Raw genomic sequence first — 16718 nt, 5'->3', positions numbered from 1 at the left:
GCCATGGTCGAGATCCTGACCCGCCACCTGACCCCGCCGGCCCTGCCTGACCTGATCCGGACGCTGATGCCGGAACAGGGGGCGGTCGAGGTGCAGCGCGACCGGCCGGGCAAGGAACATGCCTGGCATGCCCATCCGGTGGACGAGACCCTGGTGATCCTGGAGGGGAGCCTGCGATTCTATTGGGCGGACGCGTCCGGCAACACCGAGACCCTCTGCCGCCAGGGCGATGTGATCCGGCTGCCGGCCGGTATCCGCCACGGTTCGGTGGCGCTGGAGGGGGGCGTAGTCTATCTGATCGCGCCCCGCATCGTGGAGCTGGGAGGAGGAGGGACCGCATGAGCGAGGGCGGCCGCGAACTCGCACGCAATCTGGGCCCGCTCAAAGGGGCGGCGGTGATGCTGAACATCGTGCTGGGGGCGGGGCTGCTGATCCTGCCGGGCCTGGCGGTGCGGCAGGCGGGCGATCATGCCCTGCTGGCCTGGGGCATCTGTGCGCTCGCCGCCCTGCCGCTGCTTGCGGTGTTCGTGATCCTGGGGCGGCGGTTTCCGGATGCGGGCGGCATCGGCCATTTCGCCGCCCGCGCCTTCGGCCCCGCCTGGGCGCCGGCCTCGTCCTTCATCCTGCTGGGGGCGGTGGCGATCGGCCTGCCCTCGATCGCGCTGACCGGCGGGTATTATGCCGCGGGTGCGGTGGGCGGCAGCCCGCATGCCTGGGCGGCGGGGCTGGTCACGGCGGGGTTTGCGGTGAACCTGCTGTCGGCCGCGGGGGCCGCCAGGGTCAACCAGGCGATGGCGGCCGTGCTGCTGGTGCTGCTGGGCGCGATTGCGGTGACCGGCGCCGTGCTGGTCCCGGAAGCCGCCACCCCCCTGCCGCTGCTGCCGGACCAAGTGGACTGGGGGCTGGCTCTGGCGCCGTTCATGATGATCTTCTTCGCCTTCACGGGCTGGGAGATCGCGTCCAACCTGTCGGAGGAGTTCCGCGACCCGGCCCGGGATTTCCCGCGGGCGATGGCGCTGTCTTTCGTGGTGGCGGTGGTGCTCTACCTGGTCATGGCCTGGATCGCCCAGACCCGCGATCTGGACGGCCGGTTCGAAACCCCGTTCGCGGCGATCATGGACGGCCGGTTCGGGGCTGTCGGCGGCCGGGCGGTGGCGGCGGTCGTGACCGTGATGATCCTGGCCAATCTGGCTGCCGCCATCTGGGGCGTGTCGCGGATGATTTTCGCCCTCGCCCGCGCCGGCACCCTGCCGTCGGCGCTGGCCGGCCTGCGGGGCGACCAGCCGGTCAGGGCGGCCGGTGTACTGGTCGTGGTGTTGCTGGCGGTGATCGCCGCCGACGCGGCCGGCTTCAGCCGGGTCGATGTCCTGCTCGGCATCGCCGGACAGAATTTCCTGATCCTGTACGGGGTTGCGGCGGCGGCGCTGTTCCGGCTGTCGGAAGGCCCGGGCACCCGGCTGCTCGCCGCCGCCTGCGTGGTTCTGGTGGCCGGCCTCGCCCTGGCCCAGGGCGGATCGGTGATCTATCCGCTGGTGCTGGCGGCGCTGGGGCTTGCCGTCCAGCGAAGACCGGCGGCCATGTCGAAGTTGCGGGCAGCACCGCCGAAGGCAGACCGCAGCAACCGCACCCGGTAGGTCCAGCGGTGCAGCGGGTGTTCGAGGGTCAGGCCCATGGCACCCATGAACTGGTGCAGGTCGTAGATCACCCGGGTGGCAATGTCCTGGACATAGCCGAGGGCGATGGCCGCCTCTGTCGGGGCCCGATGCTCTGCTGCCTTCAGGACCAGAAGTCGCGCCCCTTCGATACGGGTCGCAGCCTCGGCCAGCCGGTGCTGGATCGTCTGGAAGCTGCCGAGCGGCCGGCCGAACTGGCGCCGGTCGCGGACATGACTGACGACGCTGTCGAGTGCCCCGTCGAGTGCCCCCGCCATCTCAGCTGCAATCGCGATCCGCCAGAGATCGGCGAGAGCTGCCGGATCGGCGTTGATCGGCTCCCAGTCGGGCCCCCGTTCGGTGAACCGTCCCATCGGATAGGCGAAGAGACTGTCCACCGTCACCACCTGACCTGGTGCCGGCCGGGCGATCGCCGCCCTGCCCGGGCCGAGTCTCAGCACGCTGCGGGCCTGGGGGAGGAAACGGACCGGTTCGCCCGCCGCCTCTTCGAGCACGGCAAGGGGCCGGGGAAGGTCGGCCGGCAGGGCGCTGCGCAGCAGGGCCGAGGCAGCACATTCAACGACCACCGGCAACCGTGCGAGCCTGCGGACCAGTTCGGCGGCGGCGACAGGGCCCAGGGTCTCTTCGTTGGCCGCATCGTAGAAGCCGTTGGCATCCAATGTCGCATCGAGCGTTGCCGACCAGGCGAAACGAGCATAATCGGGTGCGACCGCCCACCCGGCCTCGGGGGCTTCGGTCATGCGGTCGAGCATGGCGAAGAAGGCGGTCTGATCCTCGTTCGGAGTGAAATCCATCACGGAGCCTCTCTGGGCAGGTCGAGGTGGCGTCGGGCAATCAGCCCCAGCTGGATTTCGGCGGCACCGGCGGCGATGCCGGCGACGATCGCCCGCTCGTGATGGGCGAGCAGGTCGGGATCGCCACCGGTCGAGACGCCATCACCGCTGAAACTGTGGGGTAGGAAATCCAGGCCGAAATCGGTTACGGCATGGTCGGCGGCGATCACAGCCACCCGGGCGATGTTGGACTCAGGACCCGGTGCAGCACCGCGTGCCCGCTGGTCGACCACCCGATAGACCAGCATCCGGGCCGCCTCGCAGGCGGCGAAGGCGGCGCCGGCCCGGCTGCGGATGACCGGGTCGTCGAAGCGGCCCCGCGCAGCCAGATCGGCAACCATGCCGTCCAGGACCCGCGCCGAGAGTTGATAGCGCGGGATGCCGACCCGTTCATTGGCGAGCGCGTAGGCGATGATCGACCAGCCTTCGCCCTCGGCGCCCAGCCGGGCCGTGGCCGGTATCCGGACGTCGGTGAAGAAGGTCTCGTGTATGTCGCCATGGCCGATCAGGCTGGGGATGGCGCGCACCTGGATGCCGGCGGTCGACATCGGTACCAGGAAGATCGCGATCCCCGCGCGATCGCTGCCCGATCCGGCCTCACCCGATCCGACCCGGGCCAGCAGGAAGCAGTGATCGGCCAGCGCGGCATAGGAGGTCCAGATCTTGGTGCCGTTGATCACGTAGTCGTCGCCGTCGCGTTCTGCGCGGGTTCGCAGGGCGGCCAGATCCGAGCCGGCCCCGGGTTCCGAAAACCCCTGGCACCAGATCGCCTGCCCCGCCGCCATTTCGGGCAGATAGCGCTGCTGCTGCTCGGGCGTGCCATAGCGCATCAGCGTCGGGCCGATCCAGTTCACGTTCATGTATTGGGCGCCCCGCGGCTCGCCCGCCGCCCACATTTCCTCGCCCAGAATGAAGTGCTCCCAGGTCGGCCGGTTCTCGCCGCCCCATTCCCGCGGCCAGTGCGGTACCAGCAGGCCTTCGGCTGCGAGCTTGGCGCAGAATTCCAGGCTGAAGGCGGTCTGCTCCCGCGAGCCGGGGCCGTGGCGGGCAATGCTGTGCCAGTCGGCCGGCAACTCCCGGCGCAGAAAATCCCGGATCCGGGCGCGATAGGCGCGGTCTTCCTCGGTCCAGTTGAAATTCACGGACGGAGCCCTCCCCTTGCTGGCGCAGATTTGCCTGCCGGCGGGGGCGCGAGGACGGCCATCCCGTCCACGGCGACGGCCCGATCAGGCAGGCAGATCAGCGGATTGACCTCGAATTCGGCCAGCCGGCCGCCGCTGTCGGCGGCGAGCTGCGAGAGTGTCGCCACCACCCCTGCCACCGCGACGAGATCGATCGGTGGTGCGCCGCGAAAACCGTTGAACACCCTGGCCCCGCGAAGGCCGCGCAGCATGGCCAGTGCTTCACTGATATCGACCGGGGCGAGGGCTGTGCGGGTGTCGCGGAGCAGTTCGGTGAACACCCCGCCCAGACCGACGGTGACCGTCGGGCCGAACCCTTCCTGATCGCGGATGCCGATGATCACCTCTACGCCGGGCGGGATCATTTCCTCGACGGTGATGCCCGTGATCCGGGCGCCGGGGGCTGCTGCGCGGCAGCGTGTCAGGACCCTCTGGAACGCCTCGGCCGCGGCCTCGGGCCCGGTGACGCCCAGCATCACGCCGCCCGCCTCGGTCTTGTGCGGGATGTCGGGGCTGTCGATCTTGATCGCGACCGGACCCGCAATCCGCTCCGCAAGCTCAGCTGCCCCGGCGGCGTCGGCGGCGCGCCCGCCTTGGGGCAGGGCGATTCCACAGGCGGCGAGGATCGCCTTGGATGCGCCCTCGCCGAGCGGTCCAGGTCCGGCATCGGTGAACAGGGCTCTGACCCTGTCGCGATCATATGTCGCCAGGGCAGACCGGACCGGCCGGCGGCGACGGGCCCCCCGGTCGTGCCAGGCACGGAGGGTGCGGAAGCAGCGGCGCATGGACCGGAACACGATCAGGTTCGGATCGGCTTCGGCCTCGCGCGTGCCGGGGCCTTCAAGAAGCTGGGTCAGCCAGACCAGGCAGATCGGTTTGCCATGTCGCGCAGCCAGTGCGCTCAGATGCGGCTGACGGGCAGTGGCGGTGTCATAGGCGTAGGGGTAGCCGAAAACCAGCGTGCCGAAGGCCGGATCACCGAGCAGCGCGTCGGCGCAGTCGAGCAGCGCCGACATGTCGTTGATGATCTGTGCCGTGGCATCGACCGGATTGCGGGGCTGGACGAAAGGCGGCAACCCGGCGCGTAGCCGTGCCCGCACCGCCTCGGACGGCTGGGGCAGGGCGACACCTTCCGTCTCGGCGCAGTCGGCGGCCATGATCGCGGCACCGCCCGAGCCTGAGAGCACGGCGACGCCGGAGGCGTCCGGGCGGGTGCCTTGGCGAAGAAGGCCGCTGTTTCGACCAGGGCATCGAAGTCTTCGACCACGATCGCACCGGCGCGATCGAACAGCGCGGTCCAGGCTGCGTGAGAACCGGCGAGGGACCCGGTATGCGACATGGCCGCGACGGCCCCCTCCTCGCCGGTCGCAAGCTTGAAGACCACCAGCGGCTTGTCGCGCGCCCAGGCCCGTTCGGCTGCCGCCAGAAAACGCCGTGGATCCGGGGCGCCCTCGAAGGCGCAGGCGATCACAGAACAATGGGGATCGTCGGCCAGGGCCGAAATCCAGTCGGCGACATCGACATCGGCGGAATTGCCGCAGCTCAGCACGTGGCTGAAAGCGACGCCGCGATCCATCGCCTGGGCAAGGGCGAAGCCGAGCGCGCCCGACTGGCAGATCAGCCCGATCGCCGGGCCCTCGGTCACCCGGCCTGCGGGCACGCCGGCGAAGGTGACCCGGGCGCCGGAGACATAGTCGAGCATCCCGACGCAATTGGGGCCGAGCAGCCGGAGTCCGGCTTCGGCTGCGCGGGTGGCAAGCCGGTCCTGACGGGCGGCATCCTCCGGATCCCCGGTCTCGGCAAAGCCCGAAGCATAGACGATCGCAGCCGGCACGCCGGCCGCAATGCAGTCTTCCAGAACCTCTTCGACGGTCGGCGCCGGGGTGGTGATCACCACCAGATCCGGCACTTCGGGCAGGACCCCGACCGAAGCATGGCAGGGCCGCCCGTCGATCGTGTCGTAACGTGCATTCACCAGATGGATGCGGCCGTCATAGGCATCGAGATTGCCGAGCGTGCGGGCACCGAAAGAGCCGGGGCGCATGGAGGCACCGACGATGGCGATGCTCCGCGGAGCATAGAGTGGGAGCAGCGCTTCCCGCGTCCAAGGATCGCCGCGGGCGGCGGATGCGGCAGTCGTCATGAGCGTTTCTCCTGGGGCGTCTTCGTGGCCGCGTGGGGGTCGCCACCCAGGAAGGCGTCGACGGCGGCGGCGTGGTGGGCCGAGGTAACGAGGGCGATCTGGGTTGAAGTCTCGATCTGCAGCATCACCTCGTGGCTTTCGGTCTCGGCCATGGCGAGCAGACGCTTCATGGCAAGCCTTGCATCGGCAGGAAGCCGGGCGAGGCGGGTGGCGCAATCGAGCGCCTGTGCCGCCAGCTCGGCACGCGGCACCACTTGGGCGACCAGACCGGCTTCCGCGGCGGCACGGGCCGTCAACACCTCATCCAGATAGATCAGGCGCCGGGCCATGGCCGGCCCGGCCAGCCGGACCAGCTGGTAGGCGAGGCCGAAATCGCTGGCGAGACCCTGCTTCAGAAAGGCCGTGCCGAAACGGGCGTCGTCGGCTGCCAGAACCAGATCACAGCCGAGAGCCAGGGCAAAACCGGCGCCATAGGCGGGGCCGGCGACGGCCGCCACTACCGGCTGGGGCATGGCCCTGAGCAGTCGCGGTATGTCGTGCATCCGGGCCAGATCCCGCCGGCGCTGATCGACGGTCTTCGCACGGTTGGTGCGCATCTCCCTGACATCGCCACCGGCGCAGAAACCGCGCCCGTGGCCGGTCAGGATCACGGCACCGGTTCCCGCATCGGCCGCGATGGTGCGAAGGGCTTCGAGCAGGCCGTCTGCAACTGCCGTCGAGAGGGCGTTAAGCCGCTCCGTACGGTCGAGCGCCACCATCGCCACGCCCGGAGCGGGGTGGCTCACCTCTACGAACATCCTGTCGTCCTCGTGCTGCGGCCGGCTCAGGCGCCGGCGGTGCCGCCCGGCGCATCCCGCCCGGGCGGGTGACGGGCCACCTGGGACACGAACAGATCGGCGATGAACTTCGCATCCTCACCCAGCCGACGGGTATCGCCATCGGCGATGAGCGCCTGGATGCAGATGCCGCTGATCGTGCCCGAGATGGTCCTGACGTACTGGTCGATATCGAGGCCGTCGCGCAGTTCTCCCATCTCGCGCGCCTGCAGCAGATAGGTGCGCAGATTGTCGCGATAGGCGGCGTGCAGCAGGGCGATACGGGGCTTGAGTTCCGGCACGGCGCCGGCCGAGTCGACGATCAGATGATAGAGGGCGATCGCCGAATCGGGCATGTCGCGCACCGCCTCGATCTGGACCCTGATCCTCTCGACCAGCGCCGCACAGCCGCGCTTGCCGGCGGTACGGCGTTCGACATGGCGCAGGAAACGGTCCTGCACTGCATCGATCACGGCTTCGAGCAGGGCGAGCTTGGTGCCGAAACGCTGGACCGGCAGGCCGCGGCTATAGCCGGCATCGATGCCGATCTGTGCCATGCTGGCGCCGACGGTGCCGTGGCGCGCGATCAGCGCGAGTGCTGCCCGGAGCATCTTCCGGTCGGATTCCTCCCGGCGCCTCTGTTTCGAGCCCAGCGGCTCGGTCCGGTCCGTCGAGGCGATGTCGGTCTGCATGGCGCGGGTCTGCCCTCAGCTTTTGGTCGGATGGCGGATGGTCGGGGGGGATGTCAGGGGGCGGGCGGTGGTGTCAGCCCATCAGTTCCGGCAGCCAGGTGATGATGCCCGGGAAGGCGATGAAGGCTGCAACCACCACGAAGTCTGCGGCCAGGAACCACAATATACCGCGGAAGATGGTGGTCAGCGGGACTTGCCGGCCCAGCACGCCCTTGAGCACGAAGACATTGAGGCCGATGGGAGGCGTGATCATGCCGATCTCCAGGAACTTGACCAGGAAGACGCCGAACCAGATGAGATCGATTCTGGCCTGGTCCAGCACCGGCAGCAGCACGGGCAGGGTCAGCAGCATTGCGCCCAGCGGATCCAGAAACATCCCCATCAGCAGGTAGATCACCGACAGCCCGATCAGCAGGGTCAGCGGGTCGGCCTGCAGCGCCATGATGGCGTCGGCGATGTAGTGGCTGGCGCCGGACAGGGTCAGGAAGCGGGTCAGCAGATTGGCGCCGACCGCGATCAGGAACAGCGACGCGGTGGTGACGATGGTTTCGCGGATCGACTGCCAGAGGCCGGCAAGCCCGATGCTGCGGCGAAACAGGGCGATGACGATCGCGAAGAAGGCACCTACCGCCCCCGCCTCGGTGGCGGTGAACAGGCCGAAGAACATGCCACCGATCACGATCACCAGCAGGGCGAAGACGGGCCAGCTTTCGCGCAGCTGCCGCATCCGCTCTGCCATGTCGGGGCGCTCTCGCATCCGGGGGGCATAGTCGGGCCGGATCACCGCTACCGAGATGATCACCCCCATGTAGAGCAGGGCGGTGAGCAGACCTGCGCCGATGCCGCCGATGAACAGTTTCGAGATCGGCACTTCGGCGAAGACGCCGAACAGGATCAGCAGGATCGAGGGTGGAATAAGGGCGCCGAGGGTGCCGGCTGCGGCGATCGTGCCGGTGGCGAGTGCCGGTTGATAGCCGGCCTTCAGCATTTCGGGCACCGCGATCCGGCCCATGGCGGCGCAGCAGGCGATCGACGAGCCGGTGACCGCTGCGAAGCCGGCGGAACCCCAGACCGAGGCGACGGCAAGCCCGCCGGGCAGCCAGGCGAGCCAGCTGCGTGCGGTCTGGAACAGCCCGCGGGTCAGCCCGGCATTGAAGCAGACGAAGCCCATCAGCAGGAACATCGGCACCGAGGACAGCGTCCATTTCGATGCGAAATCGTAGGGCAGCGATGCAAGCATGCCGAAGGCGGGACGTGGGCCGATCAGGTAGTAGATGCCCGAGAAGGACACCGCGATGAGGGAGATGCCGATCGGCGCCCGCAGCATCAGCAGGCCCATCAACACCACGAGGCCGAGCAGGCCGATGATCTCGCTGTCCATCAGCCATGCACCTTGCCGGTCATGTCGTCATCCGTGCGGTCGGTATCGATCGGCACCTCGTTCAGACCGCTTTCGGCGCCCGTCCAGAGGATGACGGTGCGGTAGAGCAGGACCAGGGCGAAAAGGCCGAACCCGACGGGCAGGAAGAAATAGGCCTCCCAGACCGACAGCCGGTCGCCGTTCTCGACGATGAAGCTGCCAGCCGCCATGCGCTTCATGGCCTCGTCCCAGAGCGGTACGACCATCAGGCCGGCAATCCCGGCCGAGAGCAGGCAGACGGCACCGCCCAAGATCCGCTTCCAGCGTCGGGTGAGGTGCTGGAAGAGCACCTCGACCGCGACATTGCGGTCGAGGATCTCGGTCAGCGCCAGCGGCAGGAAGGCGGCCGCGACCATGTACCATTTGGTGACCAGGGTCGCGGTCAGCGGCACCGGCCAGGTGAAGAGGTTCTTGAGCAGAACGTCGACCACGATCTGCAGCATCATCAGGATGACGGCGACGCCGCCGATCGCGGCCGAGAGGGTCGACAGCCGGTTCAGGATGCGGCCGAGTGAGCGCATCGGACGGAATTCCTCATGGGCGGGGCGTCAGAGAGCCGAGGGGTCGATCCTGGTGAAGATCTCCCGGTCATAGATCGCGGCCACGGCGGCGACGTCCGTCTTGTCGACGTCCTGCATCAGCCCCTCCCACTTCTTCACCAGCCCACGCAGCCGCGCCACCCGCTCGGTCGCATCGGTGATGCCGTATTTCTCGGCATTGATTTTCGCGACCGTGTCGAGATCTGCTTCCCGGAAGGCTGCCGAAGCGGCGGCGAGTTTTTCGTCGGGTTTCACGATCTCGACCCCGCCGGTTTCGGGATGGGTCAGGAAGACATTGTTCTCGGCGAAGTAGTTGATCGTGGTCCAAGCATGGCCCTCGGCCGCCGCGGCCAGGAAGGCGCGGCGATGTTCGGGGGTCATGTCGTCCCAGACATCGCGGTTCACGTCATAGAGCGCGCTGCCCAGATAGAGGCCGATCGGGATGTCGAGCACGTAGTCGACGATGTCGCCCAGCGACATGCTCTTCAGCGTGTCCAGCCCCTGGGTGTTGCCGTCGAGCTGGCCCTGGTTGAGCGATTCGTAGACATCCGTTGAGGTGACCAGCACCGATTTGCCGCCCATCGCCTCGATCCAGCGGCCGAAGGGGCCGATACCACGGATGGTCTTGCCGCGGAAATCGTCGAGCGAGGCAATCTTCTTCGTCGACATCAGGTAGTAGGGGCCAGCCACAGAGAAGCCCAGGAAGACCTGGTTCAGGGCATCGAATTCTTTCAGGCAGGGCGCGCACGAGAACATGTAGTCGTTGATCGCCCCTGCCATGACGACCGGATCGGAGGAAGCGGTCGACATGTCGATCAGGAGGTTGGTCTGGGGAAATTCCGCCCGGGTATAGGCAGGGATCACATAGCCCACATCGACCACGCCATCGCGTACGCCGTTGGTCATCTCGGCGAAGGAGAGCAGCGTGCCCGGGAACACCTTGCCGGTATAGGTGCCGTCGGTCTTCTGCGCGATCAACTCGGCGAACTTGTACATGCCGCCATTGAGCGCGTTCTTGCTCACCGTCCCGCTGGCGATGCGCAGCTCCGTCGCGGATGCGGACAGCGTGCCGGCCCCGATTGCGAGCCCCAGCACGGCGGCAGCGCCGGTGCGCAGGATCCTTGCCCCGTTCATCTTCCTGTTCCCTCCCGTGATCTTGGCAATCTTCGGATTGCATGCCCGGAGCGTATTTGATAGCTAGTCAGCAAGCAAGTGAAATGACCGGGCACATCCGCATGTGGTATGCCCGGCGCTCAGGAAGGGTAAGGCGTTGTTTTCACTCGACGGTAAAGTTGCGGTCGTAACCGGCGGTGGCCGTGGGATCGGCAAGGGGATCAGCCACGCCCTGGCTGAGGCAGGGGCCAGGGTGGTCTGCACCGGCCGTGCCGAAGCGCCGCTGGAGGCTACGGTCGCGGCGATCCGTGCCGCCGGTGGTACGGCGCTGGCGGTGCCGCAGGACATCACCGCCCCGGGCGCAGCCCAGACGATCGTCGCGCGGACACTGGAGGCTTTCGGCCGGCTGGACATCTGGGTCAACAATGCCGGCAGTGCCGACCCGGCCGATGTCGGCCCGCTGATCGATATCGACGAGGGGCAGTGGGACCGGGTGGTCGACCTCAACATGAAGGCGACCTTCTTCGCCGCTCAGGCGGCGGCGCGGGCGATGACCGACGGCGGCTCGATCATCAACATCACCTCGCGCTCGGGCTCCCATCCCAACCCGATGACGGGTCAGTACGGTGCCGCCAAGGCCGGGGTGGAAAACCTGACCCAGACCATGGCGGTGGAATGGGGCCATCGCAACATCCGGGTGAATGCGGTCGCCCCGGGTGTGGTGGTCACGGAGGAGAATGCCGAATTCATGTCGGGTCCGCGGGCACAGAAGCAGATCGACACCGTGCCGCTGGGCCGGTTGGGCACGCCGGAAGATGTGGCGGGCATCTGCGTCTATCTGGCGGCCGACGAGGCGGCCTGGGTCTCAGGCACTGTCATCCAGGTCCACGGCGCCAGCCGCATCCCGATCGGCTACATGGCCTATCTGCACAAGATCGCCAAGGCTCGCAGCGCCTGAGAAAGATCGGAGGCCGGCCGCGGTCTCAGACGAAGCCGGGCCCGTGCACCCAGGCGACGAAGCTGTAGCGGCAGCCGCGGGTGACGGGCGTGACCTCGTGGACGACATAGGACGGAAAGGCGATGGCGGTGCCCCGGCGGCGGGGTCCGGTGATCGGCACCGCCTGGGGTTCGAGAATCAGGTCGCCGCCCTCGTATTCCTCTGGCGCCGAAAGCTGGATCGAGATGCCGAGCTTGCGGCGCCGGGCGCGCGGGCCTTCGCCGCGGTCGACATGGCGGATATAGCCGCCGGCGATCTCCGCATCATAGCGGGCGATCTGGAAGGCTTCGTCGAAGCCGTCGAGGGCGAAGCCGAAGCGGGTGCGGTTGAGAAGGGCCGTCACTTCGGCCATCCGCCGGTCGACCGCGGCGGTGAGGTCGGGGTCGGGGCTGCTCTCGGCGTCGAACCACAGCACGCGTGATCGGCGGATGCCGGCCGACTGCACGCCCTTGACCAGAGAGGCGGTATGGCCGCCCACGGCATCGAAGGCGGCGATCAGCGCATCGCAGAGTGCATCGTCGAAGACGCCGTCGAGGGCCGCGAATCCGGCCGGGCGCAGGCCGCTTGCCGGATAGACCGCCTCGTCGCGGAGCGGGGCCGGGCGGAAGGCCGGCACAGAAAGATCAAGACGGTCGGCCGGCCCCATATGGATCTCCGGATCAGGCCTCGGGTGTGCTGCCGAGGCGGGGGGTGAGATGGTCGCGCAGCAGGGCTTCCGCAATTTCCACCGCGGTCAGCGCCTGGCCGCGATGCAGGTTGTCGGCCACGATCCAGAGATCGAGCGTGCGCGCATCGCTCCGGTCCGACAGCAGGCGCGAGACATAGACCGGCGCCTCGCCGACGATCTCGACCGGGGTGGTGGCGGCATCCTGGTCGGCCTCGCCGCCCGGCACCGGGGCGGTGACCGCCAGATCGCGATCGTCATGCAGCGCCGCCCAGGCCGCGGCCGGGTCGATCGCGCGCTCGAAGGTGACGGAGAGCGCGATGCTGTCGCCGATGAACACCGGCACCTGTGCGGTGATGATCCGGGCGGCGATGGCGGGGCCGAGCAGGGCGCCGATGGCACCGGCAATCTCGTGCTCTTCCCGCGTGCGGCCGGTGGCGGCATCGTCGGCCTCGGCGCCGATCACGTTGAAGGCGATCTGCTTCGGAAACTGCTCGGGATCGCGGCGGTTGCCGATGAAGATGTCCTTGGTCTGGTCGAACAACTCGTCCATCGCCGCCTTGCCGGCGCCCGAAACGGATTGCAGCACGGTGGCGGAGAGGGCGGTCACAGGGACCAGGGCATGCAGCGGCTTCAGTGCCATGGCGATCGCGACGGCGGCCGCCGGCGGGCAGGCGACGGCACGGTGGCGGCTCCAGGCCCTGAGCGCGCGCGGGTTCACCGGCACCAGGGCCTGGGGCACGCCGTCGATGCTGCGATAGGCGCCGGTCATGTCGACCACCACCGCACCCGCGGCAGCGGCGCGGGGGCCGTGCACCCTGGCGATGGCCGGCAGGCCGGCGAAGATCGCGATCGCAACGCCCGCGAAATCGAAATCGGCAAGCTTCACGAGCGGCACTTCGTGGTCGTCGCCATAGGTGAGGGCGTCGCCGCGCTGAACCTCGGTCTCCAGCGCGCGGACCCGTTCGACGCCGATTCCGCGGGCCGCCAGAACCTGCAGCACCTCGCGTCCGGCGGCACCGGCGGCACCGATCACCGCGATCACATCGGCCATGACGTCTTCCTTCGATCTCGTCTGAAAAGGGCGGAAGCGCCGTCGGGGAGGCCTCGGCCCGTTGCGGGGAGGAGGCGGTCCGGAACGGCATTGCGCCCGCCGGGCAGCGGCGAAACTCGCCGATGCCTTGCGGGCGCAAGATAGGGGCGGAGCCCTGCCGATGGAAGGGCTTCGCCGTTCTGTCGTCGTAAAGATCGTCTCGGCAAGGGCCGGCCGGGGGCCGGGGCGTGGTGCCTCAGCCCAGCTTCGCCAGCTCCTCGACGATCGCCTCGCCCATGGCCTGGGTCGAGACCCGGGTCATGCCAGGCTGCATGATGTCGCCGGTGCGCAGGCCGCGCGCCAGCACGTTGCGGACCGACTGCTCGACCTGGTTCGCCGCCTCGTCGAGGTCGAAGGAATAGCGCAGCATCATGGCGAAGCTGAGCACGGTGGCGAGCGGGTTGGCGATGCCCTGGCCGGCGATGTCGGGGGCCGAACCGTGCACCGGCTCGTAAAGGGCGCGACGGCGGCCGGTCTCGTCGGGATCGCCCAGCGAGGCCGAGGGCAGCATGCCGAGCGAGCCGGTCAGCATCGCGGCCTCGTCCGACAGGATGTCGCCGAAGATGTTGCCGGTGACGATCACGTCGAACTGCTTCGGATTGCGGACCAGCTGCATGGCGGCATTGTCGACATACATGTGGCTGAGCTGGATGTCCTCATAGCCCTCGCCGTGGAGCTTGATGACCTCTTCGCGCCACATCTCGGTGGTCTCGACCACATTGGCCTTGTCGACCGAGCAGACCTTCGAGCCGCGCTTGCGGGCCAGATCGAAGGCGATCTTCGTCACGCGGCGGACTTCCGGCGAGGTGTAGACCATGGTGTTGATGCCGCGGCGGGTACCGTCGGGCAGGGTCTCCACGCCGCGCGGCGTGCCGAAATAGAGGTCGCCGGTCAGCTCGCGGATGATCAGGATGTCGAGGCCCGCCACCACCTCACGCTTCAACGTCGAGGCATCGGCCAGCTCGTCGAAGACGATCGCCGGGCGCAGATTGGCGTAGAGCTGCATTTCCTTGCGCAGCTTCAGCAGGCCGCGCTCGGGCCGGATCTCGAAGGGCAGCGGCTCCCATTTCGGGCCGCCGACCGCGCCCAGCAGCACCGCATCGGCGCCCATGGCGAGGTCCAGGGTCTTGTCCGCCAGCGGCGTGCCGTAGGCGTCGATGGCGGCGCCGCCGACGAGATCTTCTGCGATATCGAAGGAGAGCCCGCGGGCCTTTTCGAACCAGCCGATGATGCGGCGAACCTCGCCCATCACCTCGGGGCCGATGCCGTCACCCGGCAGGATCAGCAGCTTCTTGTTGGCGGCCATGTGTCGCGTCCGTCTTTCTGTCTCGAATGGGGGGCGATCGTCTGGGGGAGCGGTCGTCGCATCGAAGACGGCCGCGGCCGGGTTTTGCCTCCCGCCGCGGCCCTCCTCAAGGGTCGGATCGGTCGTTCAGCCGGCGGCGTAGAGCCAGGGCTGGGCGGCCTTCTGCTTCGCCTCGAAGGCAGTGATCCGGTCTTCCGAGGTCAGCGTGATGCCGATGTCGTCGAGGCCTTCGAGCAGGCAGTGACGGCGGAAACCGTCGATCTCGAAACGGATCGGCTCGCGGCCCTGGGCGCGGATCTCCTGCGCCGCCAGATCCACGGTCATCACCGCGGTCTCGGGGTTCTCGGCCAGCGGCATCAGGCTCTGCACCAGGGCCTCGTCCAGCTTGACCGGCAGGATGCCGTTCTTGAAGCAGTTGTTGTAGAAGATGTCGGCGAAGCTCGGCGCGATCACGCAGCGGATGCCGAAATCGAGCAGCGCCCAGGGGGCATGCTCGCGGCTGGAGCCGCAGCCGAAATTGTCGCCGGCGAGCAGGATCTTCGCCTCGCGCCACGGCGCCTTGTTCAGCACGAAATCGCCGGTCTCGTTGCCGTCGCGATCATAGCGGACGTCCGAGAACAGGCCGACCCCCAGGCCGGTGCGCTTGATGGTGGTCAGATACTGCTTCGGGATGATCAGGTCGGTATCGATATTGACCCGCGGGAAGGACGCGGCGATGCCGGTCAGGGTCGTGAACTTGTCCATGGGATCAGGCTTTCGGCCGGAAGTTCAGAGAGCGGGGCTCAGAGGGCGCGCACATCGGCGAGCGTGCCGGAGATGGCAGCGGCAGCGGCCATCGACGGGCTCATCAGATGGGTGCGGCCACCGCGGCCCTGCCGGCCCTCGAAATTGCGGTTCGACGTGGAGGCGCACCGCTCGCCTTCGCCCAGCCGGTCGGCATTCATGGCAAGGCACATCGAGCAGCCCGCTTCGCGCCATTCGAAACCGGCCTCGACGAAGATCCTGTCCAGACCCTCGGCCTCGGCCTGCTTCTTCACCAGGCCCGAGCCGGGCACGACCAGCGCCTGCACGCCCTCTGCGACCTTGCGGCCCCGGGCGATGGCTGCCGCCTCGCGCAGATCCTCGATCCGGCCGTTGGTGCACGAGCCGATGAAGACCTTCTGCACCGGCACGGCAGCAAGCGGCGTGCCGGGCTCGAGGCCCATATAGCTCAGCGCCCGCTCCATGGCCGCGCGGCGCATGGGGTCGGCGACCTCGGCCGGGTTCGGCACGGTGCCGGTGATCGGCGCCACATCCTGCGGGCTGGTGCCCCAGGTCACCTGCGGCACGATGCTGGCGGCATCGATGGTGATCTCGTCGTCGAACACCGCACCTTCGTCGGAGACCAGCGTCCGCCAATAGGCGGCGGCCTGCTCGAACATCTCGCCCTTGGGCGACATCGGCCGGTCGCGCAGATAGTCGATGGTCTTCTCGTCGACGGCGACCAGGCCGGCACGGGCGCCGGCCTCGATCGACATGTTGCAGACCGTCATCCGGCCTTCCATCGACAGGCTGCGCATCGCCGAGCCGGCATATTCGACCACGCGGCCGGTGGCGCCGCCGGTGCCGATGCGGCCGATGATCGCGAGCACGATATCCTTGGGGCCCACACCCTGGGGCAGATCACCCTCGACATTGATCCGCATGGTCTTCGACGGCGATTGAACCAGGGTCTGGGTCGCCATCACATGCTCGACCTCGGAGGTGCCGATGCCGAAGGCCAGGGCGCCGAAGGCACCATGGGTCGAGGTGTGGCTGTCGCCGCAGACGATGACCGTGCCGGGCAGGGTGAAGCCCTGCTCGGGCCCGATCACGTGCACGATGCCCTGACGGTCGTCCATGATCGGGAAATAGGGCACGTCGAAATGGGCGCAGTTCTCTTCCAGCGTCTCGACCTGGGTGCGCGAGACCGGATCCGCGATGCCCTGGGCCCGCTGCACGGTCGGCACGTTGTGGTCAGCCACCGCCAGCAGCGCGTCGAGGCGCCGCGGCTTGCGGCCGGCGACACGCAGGCCCTCGAAGGCCTGCGGGCTCGTGACCTCGTGGATGAGCATGCGGTCGACATAGATCAGGGCCGAACCGTCCTCACGGCTCTCGACCAGGTGGCTCTCCCAGATCTTGTCGTACAGGGTACGTGGGGCGGACATCGGTTCCTCGTTCACGCTTGGGCGGTCAGCGGGCCGTCTTGACGGCGGCGATTTCCGCTGCGC

17 protein-coding genes are annotated in these 16718 nt (G+C 68.3%); 3 read left to right on the top strand and 14 right to left on the bottom strand.

The features are described 5' to 3' along the window. Positions 1 to 3 precede the first annotated feature (3 nt). On the top strand, positions 4 to 342 hold the full coding sequence (locus TMO_RS16475) for a cupin domain-containing protein (RefSeq protein ID WP_014746782.1): 339 nt from the start codon (positions 4 to 6) through the stop codon (positions 340 to 342). Further along, complete coding sequence (locus tag TMO_RS16470) at positions 339 to 1634, top strand: APC family permease (protein WP_014746781.1); 1296 nt, start codon at positions 339 to 341, stop codon at positions 1632 to 1634. The genes TMO_RS16475 and TMO_RS16470 overlap by 4 nt, the downstream gene beginning before the upstream one ends. On the opposite strand, the gene TMO_RS30530 is transcribed toward TMO_RS16470, so the two are convergent. From TMO_RS30530 to TMO_RS16430, 9 genes are all read right to left on the bottom strand, one after another. Next, positions 1523 to 2467 carry an acyl-CoA dehydrogenase family protein gene (locus TMO_RS30530; protein ID WP_041605055.1) on the bottom strand — a complete coding sequence of 315 codons (945 nt, stop codon included), beginning with the start codon at positions 2465 to 2467 and terminating at the stop codon, positions 1523 to 1525. The two genes, TMO_RS16470 and TMO_RS30530, sit on opposite strands and share 112 nt — an antisense overlap. Next, complete coding sequence (locus TMO_RS16460) at positions 2467 to 3648, bottom strand: acyl-CoA dehydrogenase family protein (RefSeq protein WP_014746780.1); 1182 nt, start codon at positions 3646 to 3648, stop codon at positions 2467 to 2469. The genes TMO_RS30530 and TMO_RS16460 overlap by 1 nt, the downstream gene beginning before the upstream one ends. Then, positions 3645 to 4703, bottom strand: coding sequence for an acetate--CoA ligase family protein (locus TMO_RS29595; RefSeq protein ID WP_187297790.1), 1059 nt, complete (start codon positions 4701 to 4703; stop codon positions 3645 to 3647). Before TMO_RS29595 ends, TMO_RS16460 begins: the two co-directional genes overlap by 4 nt. Further along, entirely contained in the window at positions 4589 to 5830 is a 1242-nt protein-coding gene (locus TMO_RS31270; protein WP_014746778.1) for a CoA-binding protein, read from the bottom strand. The genes TMO_RS29595 and TMO_RS31270 overlap by 115 nt, the downstream gene beginning before the upstream one ends. Then, positions 5827 to 6615 carry an enoyl-CoA hydratase/isomerase family protein gene (locus TMO_RS16450; protein ID WP_187297789.1) on the bottom strand — a complete coding sequence of 263 codons (789 nt, stop codon included), beginning with the start codon at positions 6613 to 6615 and terminating at the stop codon, positions 5827 to 5829. Before TMO_RS16450 ends, TMO_RS31270 begins: the two co-directional genes overlap by 4 nt. 38 nt (positions 6616 to 6653) lie before the next feature. Further along, positions 6654 to 7337 (bottom strand): TetR/AcrR family transcriptional regulator, encoded by a 684-nt coding sequence (locus tag TMO_RS16445; RefSeq protein ID WP_014746776.1) that lies wholly within the window; start codon positions 7335 to 7337, stop codon positions 6654 to 6656. 73 nt (positions 7338 to 7410) lie between these two features. Continuing rightward, complete coding sequence (locus tag TMO_RS16440) at positions 7411 to 8718, bottom strand: TRAP transporter large permease (protein ID WP_014746775.1); 1308 nt, start codon at positions 8716 to 8718, stop codon at positions 7411 to 7413. Continuing rightward, complete coding sequence (locus tag TMO_RS16435; RefSeq protein ID WP_014746774.1) at positions 8718 to 9278, bottom strand: TRAP transporter small permease; 561 nt, start codon at positions 9276 to 9278, stop codon at positions 8718 to 8720. The genes TMO_RS16440 and TMO_RS16435 overlap by 1 nt, the downstream gene beginning before the upstream one ends. Before the next feature lie 27 nt (positions 9279 to 9305). Then, a complete protein-coding gene (locus TMO_RS16430; RefSeq protein WP_014746773.1) occupies positions 9306 to 10430 on the bottom strand; it encodes a C4-dicarboxylate TRAP transporter substrate-binding protein in 1125 nt (374 codons plus the stop codon). A gap of 136 nt (positions 10431 to 10566) precedes the next feature. On the opposite strand from TMO_RS16430, the gene TMO_RS16425 reads away from it, so the two are divergent. Continuing rightward, positions 10567 to 11367, top strand: coding sequence for an SDR family NAD(P)-dependent oxidoreductase (locus tag TMO_RS16425; protein WP_041605054.1), 801 nt, complete (start codon positions 10567 to 10569; stop codon positions 11365 to 11367). Positions 11368 to 11392: 25 nt separating this feature from the next. On the opposite strand, the gene TMO_RS29585 is transcribed toward TMO_RS16425, so the two are convergent. The 5 genes from TMO_RS29585 to leuC form a co-directional block, all read right to left on the bottom strand. After that, entirely contained in the window at positions 11393 to 12052 is a 660-nt protein-coding gene (locus TMO_RS29585) for a 2OG-Fe(II) oxygenase (protein ID WP_014746771.1), read from the bottom strand. A 13-nt stretch (positions 12053 to 12065) separates the two neighbouring features. Beyond that, positions 12066 to 13124 carry an aspartate-semialdehyde dehydrogenase gene (locus tag TMO_RS16415; RefSeq protein ID WP_014746770.1) on the bottom strand — a complete coding sequence of 353 codons (1059 nt, stop codon included), beginning with the start codon at positions 13122 to 13124 and terminating at the stop codon, positions 12066 to 12068. Positions 13125 to 13359: 235 nt separating this feature from the next. After that, positions 13360 to 14469: a 3-isopropylmalate dehydrogenase gene (leuB, locus tag TMO_RS16410; RefSeq protein WP_014746769.1), complete on the bottom strand. Its 1110-nt coding sequence runs from the start codon at positions 14467 to 14469 to the stop codon at positions 13360 to 13362. 126 nt (positions 14470 to 14595) lie between these two features. Beyond that, positions 14596 to 15213, bottom strand: a complete 618-nt coding sequence (gene leuD / locus TMO_RS16405) for a 3-isopropylmalate dehydratase small subunit (RefSeq protein ID WP_014746768.1) — start codon at positions 15211 to 15213, stop codon at positions 14596 to 14598. Between the two features lie 38 nt (positions 15214 to 15251). Then, positions 15252 to 16655: a 3-isopropylmalate dehydratase large subunit gene (gene leuC, locus TMO_RS16400; RefSeq protein WP_041605052.1), complete on the bottom strand. Its 1404-nt coding sequence runs from the start codon at positions 16653 to 16655 to the stop codon at positions 15252 to 15254. Positions 16656 to 16718 lie beyond the last annotated feature (63 nt).

The sequence above is a fragment of the Tistrella mobilis KA081020-065 genome (genome assembly GCF_000264455.2).
Taxonomy (GTDB): Bacteria; Pseudomonadota; Alphaproteobacteria; order Tistrellales; family Tistrellaceae; genus Tistrella; species Tistrella mobilis.
Note: the sequence above shows the minus strand (reverse complement) of the source record. Positions and strands in the feature narration are given on the sequence as shown.

Coding starts and splice junctions, on each gene's coding strand:
- TMO_RS16475 (WP_014746782.1), top strand. CDS start 4: ATGGTCGAGATCCTGACCCGCCACCTGACCCCGCCGGCCCTGCCTGAC.
- TMO_RS16470 (WP_014746781.1), top strand. CDS start 339: ATGAGCGAGGGCGGCCGCGAACTCGCACGCAATCTGGGCCCGCTCAAA.
- TMO_RS30530 (WP_041605055.1), bottom strand. CDS start 2,467: ATGGATTTCACTCCGAACGAGGATCAGACCGCCTTCTTCGCCATGCTC.
- TMO_RS29595 (WP_187297790.1), bottom strand. CDS start 4,703: ATGTCGGCGCTGCTCGACTGCGCCGACGCGCTGCTCGGTGATCCGGCC.
- TMO_RS31270 (WP_014746778.1), bottom strand. CDS start 5,830: ATGACGACTGCCGCATCCGCCGCCCGCGGCGATCCTTGGACGCGGGAA.
- TMO_RS16445 (WP_014746776.1), bottom strand. CDS start 7,337: ATGCAGACCGACATCGCCTCGACGGACCGGACCGAGCCGCTGGGCTCG.
- TMO_RS16440 (WP_014746775.1), bottom strand. CDS start 8,718: ATGGACAGCGAGATCATCGGCCTGCTCGGCCTCGTGGTGTTGATGGGC.
- TMO_RS16435 (WP_014746774.1), bottom strand. CDS start 9,278: ATGCGCTCACTCGGCCGCATCCTGAACCGGCTGTCGACCCTCTCGGCC.
- TMO_RS16430 (WP_014746773.1), bottom strand. CDS start 10,430: ATGAACGGGGCAAGGATCCTGCGCACCGGCGCTGCCGCCGTGCTGGGG.
- TMO_RS29585 (WP_014746771.1), bottom strand. CDS start 12,052: ATGGGGCCGGCCGACCGTCTTGATCTTTCTGTGCCGGCCTTCCGCCCG.
- TMO_RS16415 (WP_014746770.1), bottom strand. CDS start 13,124: ATGGCCGATGTGATCGCGGTGATCGGTGCCGCCGGTGCCGCCGGACGC.
- leuB (WP_014746769.1), bottom strand. CDS start 14,469: ATGGCCGCCAACAAGAAGCTGCTGATCCTGCCGGGTGACGGCATCGGC.
- leuD (WP_014746768.1), bottom strand. CDS start 15,213: ATGGACAAGTTCACGACCCTGACCGGCATCGCCGCGTCCTTCCCGCGG.
- leuC (WP_041605052.1), bottom strand. CDS start 16,655: ATGTCCGCCCCACGTACCCTGTACGACAAGATCTGGGAGAGCCACCTG.